This window comes from Aliidongia sp. (assembly GCF_035943795.1).
GTDB lineage: Bacteria > Pseudomonadota > Alphaproteobacteria > ATCC43930 > CGMCC-115725 > Aliidongia.
Genome location: NZ_DASZBY010000036.1, coordinates 73901 through 82548, shown reverse-complemented (window position 1 = coordinate 82548; position 8648 = coordinate 73901). Strand labels below are relative to the sequence as shown.

Sequence of the window (8648 nt, the reverse complement as noted above, 5' to 3'; positions counted from 1 at the left end):
CGTTACCCCTGCGTCATGTCGGCCATGGCGCCGGACACCTGCTCGGCGCTGCCCTCGACCTTGACCGCGTCGGCGGCACCGCCCAGCGCCAAGGCCAGACGGCGCCCGCACTCGTCGGTCAGCGTCTCGATGAACGAGGCCTCCATGACGGTCGGGTCCGTGATGCGGCCGGTGAAGGTCACGATCATGGTCGGCCCGATGTTGCACACGATCGTCTTCGCGCCGGCCGACGCGGCGCTGTTGTCGTTCGTGGTCGAGAACACCCGCGGCCATGGGTCGAAGTTCGGTACGAACAGCGGCGTCGGCCGGATCGACCGGACCTTCAGGCAATTGTCCGGATAGGCGTATTGGAACAGGAACGGCAGCGGCGGATTGACGGTCGGATCCCACAGGGTCGGCGGGATGTAGCCGTAGCCGCCCGGGATCTGCGGCGCGGTCTTGGTCGCCGTGACCGAGATATCCCGGCGGGCGAAATCCCAATCGCCGGTGCGCAGCAGCTGATCCCGGGTCTGGCCGTAAATCGCCAAGGCTTTCTGCGCCTCGTCCGAGCCATCCCAGAGCGAGCCCAGCTGCTGCTGATGGCCGATCTTGACCAGGGCATTGTTGATGATGTCGGACGGAGAATTGACACTGAAGGCCATGGTCTAGTCCTGCCGGGTCACGGCGACTTGCATGAAGTCGGTGTATTGCTCGAGCGACATGTTCGCGATGTCCGGCTTGCCATCGAGCGCCATCGAGAATTCGTTCGCGAGCAGCCGAACCACCGCCTCACGGAACAGCGGATCCCAGAGCGATTCCGGGGGCTGGTTCGTGTAGACGGCCATGACCGGGCTGAAATTGGTTTGGATGACCTTGGTCGAGCGGCCATTCACGATATTGTTGTCCGTGACCCAATCGACCGGGATCGGGTCGTTCGGATCGATCGCCGTCGGCATCAATTGGCGGATTTCGATGCTGATCGGCGGGTAGAGATATTCGAACGCCCAGGGTGCCGGCGGCGTGTTGCCGCTGGGCTGGAGCTGGACCGCGTTGCGTGAGAAATCGAAGCCGAACGAACGGGCCACGGTCGAGACGGCAGGCACATAGAGCCGCTGCGCCGCGAGGCCGGCATCGGAATCATCGAACGATGGCGACACACCCGTCACGGGCTGAATATCACCGCCGACCAGCTGCAGGGCCTGGTTGACGATGTCCGTCGCGGTGACGGCCATCAGTTCACGATCCAGGCAGCGCCCGTCAAAGTGAAGATGTTCGACTGGCCTGCGTTCAGCATCGAATAGGACGAGAGGCCGCCGACCGTCTTTCCGTCGGCCGCACTGACGGCAGCACCGTTCGTTGCGGAGAACGTCATCCCCTGGTCGGTCACGATGATCTGCGGACAGGATCGAGCGACGCTCGGGCAGTTCGGGAAATTCGATGAGGCCGGCAAGACGATCGGCGTTGCGGAACCCACCGCCTTGTTGACGGCGACATATTGCGGCGCGGCTGAAAGCGTCGTGGTTCCGGTTGCAGTAACAGGGGTCATCGTCACGTTGTTGGCCACGCTAGTCACGAACGCCGTAGTCGCCAGTTGCGTGGTCGACGTGCCGGCCGGTGCGGTGGGCGCCGTTGGAGTGCCGGTGAAAGCCGGAGAGGCCAGGAACGACGATGCGAAGGCCGTGGTCGCGATCTGGGTGGTGGAGGTGCCTGGGGTGGCCGTGGGCGCCGTCGGGATGCCCGTGAAATTGGGCGAGGCGAGCCGGGCCAGAGCCGACAGTTGCACGCCGCTATCGGCGAGCAGGCTCCCTGCCGTGTTGTTGAACAGGGTGATGTCGCCGATCGCCGATGAATTCGGACCGACCACACCGCTCAGGGTGAATGGGAACGAGTAGGAGGCCCCATTGATGTTCATGTTCAGCGGAAGGGACGAGGCACCTCCACCCGCGCCATAGGCGATGAGGCCGCCCCCCTGCGCATTGGCGCTGAAGCACAGGTAATGGTAGCCGGTCGGATTGGTCGTCGGCGCATCGTAATCGCAGAGGTTCGTGCCCAAGGGTCCGGTGCCGAGCCCGGAATAGGGTGCAGTTCCCGTACCGCGGGCCGCCAGCGCCAATTCCCCGAGCCCGACACCCGGAGCACCGCCCGCCGCCGTGCCGCTGTCCTGGACGACCGGCTGGTAGCTGCTGCCGGTGCTGTACATCGGCACATGACCGGAAGTGGTCGGGCCACCCTGGAGCAAGGTCTGTTGGGCCAGGACCGGCGATGACCACAGGAGCGCCGCCGCGAGCGCGAGCTTGAAGCGGGTCATGCTCATTTCGCCACCCATCCGGTGTTGGTGCCGTTGCCGGTTTCCTTGACGTAAAAGGTCGTCGATGTGCCCCCGGCCTGGTTGACGTAGGTGTCGCCGACGTTGCCGGTGATATTGCTGTTCGGCGTGACCGTGCCCGAGTGCAGGTTCGCGCCGGCGCCGAAGGTCATGCCGGTTGAGGCGGTGGCATAGGTGCCCGGTACGATGTTGATCTGGGTCGGACCGGGGTGCCCGACGTTCAGGGTCGGGCCGAACGTGCCGCCGATCCAATTTAATGAGACCGTATCGGTGTTGCCGGAGGGATGGTTGAGCGTTGCGCTGGTCGTGATCCCGTAGGGATTGACCACGGTGAGATTGCTCGTCAGCGCCGCCGTGATCGCGACATCGCCCAGGAACGTCGGCGAATAGACGCTGATGTTCTGGGCAGCACCGATGCAGAGGTGGGTCGTGTTCAGCTCGAAATACGGCGAGTAGAACGCGACATTGCTGGCTTCGGCGCCCCCAGGATCTGCGCCGACCGATGCGCCGCAGACGGTCCAATTCTGGAATTCGACCCGATTGAAAGACGTGGCGGTCGCCGTGCCGAAGATACCGACCCCGTTATATCCTGTGTTGAACCGGGTGCGCAGGAACGACAACTCGTTCGATGATTGGCCGGTGCCGTTGCCGGTGAAATAGGCGCCCCACGGGCAACCGCTGACCGGGCCGCCTACCGGGCAGGCAATCGCACCGGTGCCGGTCGTGATCGTCGAATCCTGGTCGCGGAAATATTGCGCGAAGAACCCGTAGATGCCGGCGGCCTTGGAAACGCCGATGACCGTGCCTTGCAGCTCGATCTTGGCGCAGTTCAGGTAGAGGAGATAATTGATGTCGCCGGCGCCCGAACCGTTCACCCGACCATCGAAATTCCAGCCGATGAACTTGATGCCGGTCCCGGAATAGGTGATGTCGCAGTCGTTGGCGTAGACCAGCGTGCTATTGGTCTGCGAGGTGTTGATCGGGAGCCACGCCGCATTGTCGGCCCGCCAGATGCACGGCGCCTGGTTGTTGTGCGACACATCCAGATAGGCGCGATATTTCCCCGGCGGCGCGTAGATCGTCGCCCCGAGGCCGGTCGTGCACGCCAATTCTGCCGCCGCGAAGGCCGCAGAAGACGAAACCGTGCCGGTCGGATCAGCACCCAGCCACGTCACGTCGATGTAATTGAGCAGGATGTTCGACGAGAGCATCGCCGTCGCCCGATACGCCTGCACCGCGTAGGGAATGGATGGCGTTTGCGGATTGAACGCGCCGATCGAGCCCGAGCCGATGAACACGACGCCCGAAAGAATAGCCGCGCCGACCGTGGCCAGGATGCGGCGGAAGATTTTCATGGAAAATCCGATCATGTCAGCGAGGGCTGATGCGCATAGCAAAAGGGGCGCCCGAAGCGCCCCTGTGCCAGACCGAAGACGTGGGAGATCGCGTCAGGCCGGATTGTCGGCGACGGCGTTGGGATGCGGCTCTTCGACCGGAACCGGAGGAACGATCGTCTCGGCCCGGGGCGCCAGCACGACCGGCTCGTTCACGACTTCCTCATGGGTCGGAACCGGCAGGGATTCGCCGGCCGCCATGGAATGCACGTCGGTCAATTCGGTGCCGGCGTGGTCCGACGCGAGCGGTGCCAGCGGCTCGTCGTTCGGCTCCGGCAGGCGGCCGGTATTGATCTGGTCGAGCGCCTTCTGGGCAAATTCCGAGATCGGGGTGAGGATCGCGATCAATTGGGCGAATTGCGCTTCGTTCATGGGTTCGTCCTCCAGGCCCTGGAACTGGCGAAAGCCGTTCAGGCGCTCCACATGGGTCAACAGACTGTCGTCGCGGGTGCCGAGGATGGTTTCAGCCACGATAGAGCGCGCTCCGACGCGACTTGGCCGGCGACTGCGACACCGCATCGTCTCCGGTCATTTCTTCCTCAAGGGCCATCTTCTGGATCTGGATTTCCACCCGGGCACACGGACCGGACGGACCATCGTTCTGGCTGATGCTGGTGATCACGCCGAACGCGCGGAAGTCGACGAGGTCGCCGATCTTGCAGTCCTCGGGATCCAGCTTCAGCTTGGCCATCTCTTCGTCGCAGAGCGCGATCCGCAAGCCATAGGGATAGATTGATCCGGAGGATGAGGGGATGCCTGGGTAGGCGTCCTCCTGCTCGTCCGGCGTCTGGGCGAGATCGACGAGGTTAGACCACGCCATGATCAGGCCGCCGCCGGTGCGGGCTGGCCGTCGTCCGCCGGCTCGTTCGCGGGGGCCGAGGTTTCCCCGGCGCTCTGCGGGTCCTTGGCGTTCATGGCCGATACCTCGGTCTCATGGCGCGAGAACATGGCCCGGCGCTGTTCGAGATGGGAACGGTGCATGTCCTTCATCTCGGTCTCGTGGCGCTTGGCCATGTCCGATCGCTCGTTGCCCTCGGGCTTGTCGCCTTCGGATTTCTTCTCCGCCGGCTTGTCCTCGGATTTGGCCTCGGGCTTCTTCTCGCCCTTGTCCTTCTTGCCGTAGAGCGCTTCCTTGCCGCTCATGCGCTTGCCCTCGGGCTGCTTTTCCTCGGCCATGGTCACTTTCCCTTGGTGTAGAGCGCGGCGCGGCGCTTGTGGTGCATGCCCATCAGCGTTTCCGCGAGGCGCGCCTGTTTGCCCAGGACGCCCGGCGCATCGGCCTTTTCCTTCGCGAACTCGGCGGTGGATTCGCCGGCCGCTTCCGCCTTGGCCCGAAATTGGCCGTGGGCGCCGGCCGTGGCGGACTTGATCCAGCGCTTGGGTTTGTCCGTCATCGGCCTGCTCCCGAGATCGACCAGTGTGGGTCTAGGCGTAGCGGTACCAGGTCGCGGCCGACCTGCTGTAAAGCCAGCAGTACCGGGTGTTCGCCACGAGTGCGGTCGGGGTGGCGAGCGTGCCGCCGAGCGACTGGCCGGTGTTCGCCGAGATCGTGATGGCGGTCTGGGTCTGGGTCGATTCCAGGCAGAAATTCTGCCCATCGCTCGGAACCGCCATCATCGTGAGCGTGCCGGTCGCGAGCGTGCCAGCCGGGTTGAGGAACAGGAACGAGACGCCATTCCCATCGGTGATGGTGAACGCGGTCAGCGGGGCCTGGATTGAATAGGCGAACACGCCCGCGACCTGGCCGGCCGTGGCGTAATAGGTCGCGGCCTGCGGCTGGCCGCCGGGAATGACCGGAACCAGATCGGTCGAGCCCAGGGACTGGACCTGCGGCACCGGGATCTGCTGCGCGAACGCCCCGCCGGCAACCAGCAGCAACCCGGCAAGCGCCAGGGAAAGAAGCTTCTTCATCGTGATTCTCCTGCCCAGCGGGCGCTATTGGATGCGGAAGTAGGTCGTGGTGGAAAGCTGGTAGATGTATTCGACCGAGCCGTTCGCGGCCAAAGCGGTGGCGCCGCCAACGATGGTCTGGCCGCCCGGTGCCGCGAGCGTCAGGGTGGTGACGCCGGCCTGGCTGAAGACCTGGATGCGCTGGCCGTCGATCGGAGCCAGCGGCAGGTTCACGGTCGCGGTCGTGGCCACCGTGGCGCCGGTCAGGTCCAGGACCGAGCTGGTGTTGGCCACCTGAACCGTCTGGCTCGTGGCCTGGGTGACGATCTGGTAGCCGGAGGCATCCCGGATCTGCCGCAGCGTGACCGTGGCGATTGCCGGGCCGCCGTTGATGACGTTGATCTGCTCGTTGCCGGTCGGCGAGGCGATGAACAGCCCGGGCATCGTCTGCGCGGCGGCGACGCCGGCAAGACCGAGCAGCCCCAGAAGCCCGAAGGCCCATTTCATTTTCATGGTCGTGACCCTCAGGTTGGAATGATGCCCCAGCCCGTCGCAGCGGCGCCGGTCTCGGAGATGCGGAAATTGATGACGCCCGACGCGTAGGCGACGCAGTTCCAGCGGTAGAGCACCTGCCGTTCCGGCTCGGCCACGGTGAGCGACACCGGAACGCCGGCCTGGGTGGCGCCGATGTAGGATGCCGCCGTGCCGGAACCGCCGATGTTGCAGGTGAGCCAAGTCGAGCCGCCGTCGAACGAACGCTCCAGGTTGATGGTGCCCGCCCAAGCCGTGCTGTTGAACAGGGCCAACGCATCGGTGCCGCCGAGCGCGGTGGCGAGCGCCGTCGATCCCGCGATGACCGGCGGGAAGGCCATGGTGATGGCCGTGCCGGTGACGGTGAGGATCGTGGTGCCGGACGGGACGTTGACGCTGTTGATCGTCTGGCCGATCGCAAGCCCGGTCCCGGACACTACCGTCGCGGCATTGCTGCCGGCCGTGGTCGTGAGCGCGGTATTGATCGAACCCCAGATCAGCGCGTTGAACGGCCCGACAAACGCGAATGGCGCTGTCGGGCCGACGCCCGCAATGATCCCCGACAGGACCGCATTGGCCTTGTCGCCAGCGGGTTTGGTCCCAGTCGCCGAGATGCCGGGGCCGGCGGGGATGCCCATCAGTGAACCCTCCGAGCTACGGATCTGTTCGAAGGGTGATCATAGAGGGCCATCTTGGCTTTCTTCATGCGACGAGCGCTGGCGCGCGCCGAGAAGTATGCCCTGATCCAATCAACCACTGACTTGCGGGGACGATCGACTGAAGTCCCCGGATTTGGGGCTCCGTCATAGAAGAACATCGCCTCAGGACCGACCGAAGTGACATAAGCCTCCATGATTCGTTTGGCTCTTACGTTGACCGGCTTCAGGGCATCATTGGGAACGCCGGAAAACTCGATCACGTTGGGCTGCCAGCGAGGCCATGTGGTGTGGTCATGGATCCTCGACTGAACCAGCTTTTCACCTATATAGAGCGGGGAAAGAACTTCGTATTTTGGCACTTCCCCCTTGGCTGCCAGAAGACGGCGCAGTTTGTCGGCCGCTTTCTGGCGAACCTCTTGAACAAGCTCGCGCTCTTCTGCCCGCTCATAGCGCATGAGCTGAAGCTTGAGGCGCGCGTTCTCGTCCCCTATGGAGTCGAGCGTGCGCTGGGCCACGATCAGGCGCTCCGGCGCTCGGGCGTGGCGATCGTGCCCAGGATCGGCAGGTTCGGCACCTCACCCGGCACGCCCTGCCCGCGCAACTTCAGGCCGGCACGCGCCCGGCCGACATGCGGGACTTCCTGGTTCTGGCCCAGCACGACGACTGCGGCCTGACGCTTCGGAATGCGGCTTTCGATCGACCGACCGCCGATGGAATTCATCAGCTGCGTCGGGCCGCCGATCGATTCCATGAACGCGGCATGGATTTTCCGGGCGATGTCATTGACCGGCTTCAACGCCTCGTTCGGCGCATACTGCCAGACCAGACGCGTGTTCATGTTGCGGTGCGTGTTCAGGTCCTTGAAGATCGGCTGGACCAGAACCTCGTCTAGGTAGACCGCCTTCGTCGCCTCGTACTCGGGCTCCAGGCCCTGTTCGAGCGCCTCGATGATCAGGTCTTCCATGCGGGCGAACGCGTTTTCACGGCGTTGCTGCTCGGCGGGGTCGACGCGCTCGATCTTGTGGTTCGAGCCCTGGTCCGTCAGCTTGGCGATCTCGACCGCCATCGTCTGGGCCAGCATCAGCACTTCGGCCGAGACGATGCCGGTCTGATGGGCCGGCTGGAGTTTGGCTTGCTCGATGGCAAGTTTCTCCATGAACAGCGCAATCTGCGCCGACGCGGCCCGTTCGATCGCGGCCTGCGCTTCCCGAGTGGAAAGCAGATCGGCCACGTCGACCGGCTTGGCGGAAGGCGGCCGACCCGGGCCGCGCTTCGCCGTCGCTTCCGTGACTTCTTCGGGGGTGGTGTCCATGTCCATCGCCTCAGACCGTGTAATTCTTGGCGGCCTGCTTGTTCGCCTGGTCGTCGCGGGCGATCACGACACCGGCGAAGGCGATCGAGCCCGCCGTGAAGTTCGTGCCCGACGGGACCTGGAACAGCAGGCGCGCATACCGCGGACGCAGACCGGGAAGGGTCGGCGACCAGTTGAGCCGGGCGATGATCTGGTTCGCCGTCAGCAGCGACACGGCGAGCGGGCCGGTCTCTTCGATGGTGGTCCAGGTGCTCGGCTGGTAATTGCCGGCGGCACCGGTGTCGGCCGCCAGCTGCAGCGCGACATTGAGGGTCGCCGCGTTGCCGGTGGCGAAGGCGGTGCCGACCGAGCACTGGATGATCGGCGCCGCGCTGCCGATGCCGACGCCCGGGTCTTCGCCGAAGGTCGAGGCATTGCCGATGATGTTGGCCGGCGGCATGCCGACGCCTTCACCGAGCAGATCGATGACGCCGTTCGAGGGGATTGCGACGCCCGCCGCGCCGACCAGGGACTGGCCGGCGAGCGTGACGAACTGGAGCTGACCGTCGAGAAACATG

General features: G+C 64.8%; 14 protein-coding genes. All 14 read right to left on the bottom strand.

Annotated elements, in window-relative coordinates:
- Positions 1-2: 2 nt before the first annotated feature.
- Positions 3-641, bottom strand: a complete 639-nt coding sequence (locus tag VGV37_RS06410) for a hypothetical protein (protein WP_326878805.1) — start codon at positions 639-641, stop codon at positions 3-5.
- A gap of 3 nt (positions 642-644) precedes the next feature.
- On the bottom strand, positions 645-1211 hold the full coding sequence (locus VGV37_RS06405) for a hypothetical protein (RefSeq protein ID WP_326878804.1): 567 nt from the start codon (positions 1209-1211) through the stop codon (positions 645-647).
- The gene (locus VGV37_RS06400) at positions 1211-2287 is read right to left on the bottom strand and encodes a hypothetical protein (RefSeq protein ID WP_326878803.1); all 1077 of its coding nucleotides are present in this window, start codon (positions 2285-2287) and stop codon (positions 1211-1213) included. Before VGV37_RS06400 ends, VGV37_RS06405 begins: the two co-directional genes overlap by 1 nt.
- A gap of 2 nt (positions 2288-2289) precedes the next feature.
- A complete protein-coding gene (locus VGV37_RS06395) occupies positions 2290-3660 on the bottom strand; it encodes a hypothetical protein (protein WP_326878802.1) in 1371 nt (456 codons plus the stop codon).
- Between the two features lie 93 nt (positions 3661-3753).
- Positions 3754-4170, bottom strand: a complete 417-nt coding sequence (locus VGV37_RS06390) for a hypothetical protein (RefSeq protein ID WP_326878801.1) — start codon at positions 4168-4170, stop codon at positions 3754-3756.
- The gene (gene gp10, locus VGV37_RS06385; RefSeq protein WP_326878800.1) at positions 4163-4519 is read right to left on the bottom strand and encodes a capsid staple protein; all 357 of its coding nucleotides are present in this window, start codon (positions 4517-4519) and stop codon (positions 4163-4165) included. Before gp10 ends, VGV37_RS06390 begins: the two co-directional genes overlap by 8 nt.
- Before the next feature lie 2 nt (positions 4520-4521).
- On the bottom strand, positions 4522-4875 hold the full coding sequence (locus tag VGV37_RS06380) for a hypothetical protein (RefSeq protein WP_326878799.1): 354 nt from the start codon (positions 4873-4875) through the stop codon (positions 4522-4524).
- 2 nt (positions 4876-4877) lie between these two features.
- The gene (locus VGV37_RS06375; RefSeq protein WP_326878798.1) at positions 4878-5093 is read right to left on the bottom strand and encodes a hypothetical protein; all 216 of its coding nucleotides are present in this window, start codon (positions 5091-5093) and stop codon (positions 4878-4880) included.
- A 31-nt stretch (positions 5094-5124) separates the two neighbouring features.
- Entirely contained in the window at positions 5125-5610 is a 486-nt protein-coding gene (locus VGV37_RS06370) for a hypothetical protein (protein WP_326878797.1), read from the bottom strand.
- Between the two features lie 24 nt (positions 5611-5634).
- Positions 5635-6102 (bottom strand): hypothetical protein, encoded by a 468-nt coding sequence (locus VGV37_RS06365; RefSeq protein WP_326878796.1) that lies wholly within the window; start codon positions 6100-6102, stop codon positions 5635-5637.
- A gap of 11 nt (positions 6103-6113) precedes the next feature.
- Positions 6114-6758 (bottom strand): hypothetical protein, encoded by a 645-nt coding sequence (locus VGV37_RS06360; protein ID WP_326878795.1) that lies wholly within the window; start codon positions 6756-6758, stop codon positions 6114-6116.
- Positions 6758-7294: a hypothetical protein gene (locus tag VGV37_RS06355; RefSeq protein WP_326878794.1), complete on the bottom strand. Its 537-nt coding sequence runs from the start codon at positions 7292-7294 to the stop codon at positions 6758-6760. Before VGV37_RS06355 ends, VGV37_RS06360 begins: the two co-directional genes overlap by 1 nt.
- A gap of 2 nt (positions 7295-7296) precedes the next feature.
- Positions 7297-8091, bottom strand: a complete 795-nt coding sequence (locus VGV37_RS06350; protein WP_326878793.1) for a hypothetical protein — start codon at positions 8089-8091, stop codon at positions 7297-7299.
- Between the two features lie 10 nt (positions 8092-8101).
- The gene (locus VGV37_RS06345) at positions 8102-8647 is read right to left on the bottom strand and encodes a hypothetical protein (RefSeq protein ID WP_326878792.1); all 546 of its coding nucleotides are present in this window, start codon (positions 8645-8647) and stop codon (positions 8102-8104) included.
- Position 8648: the final 1 nt, after the last annotated feature.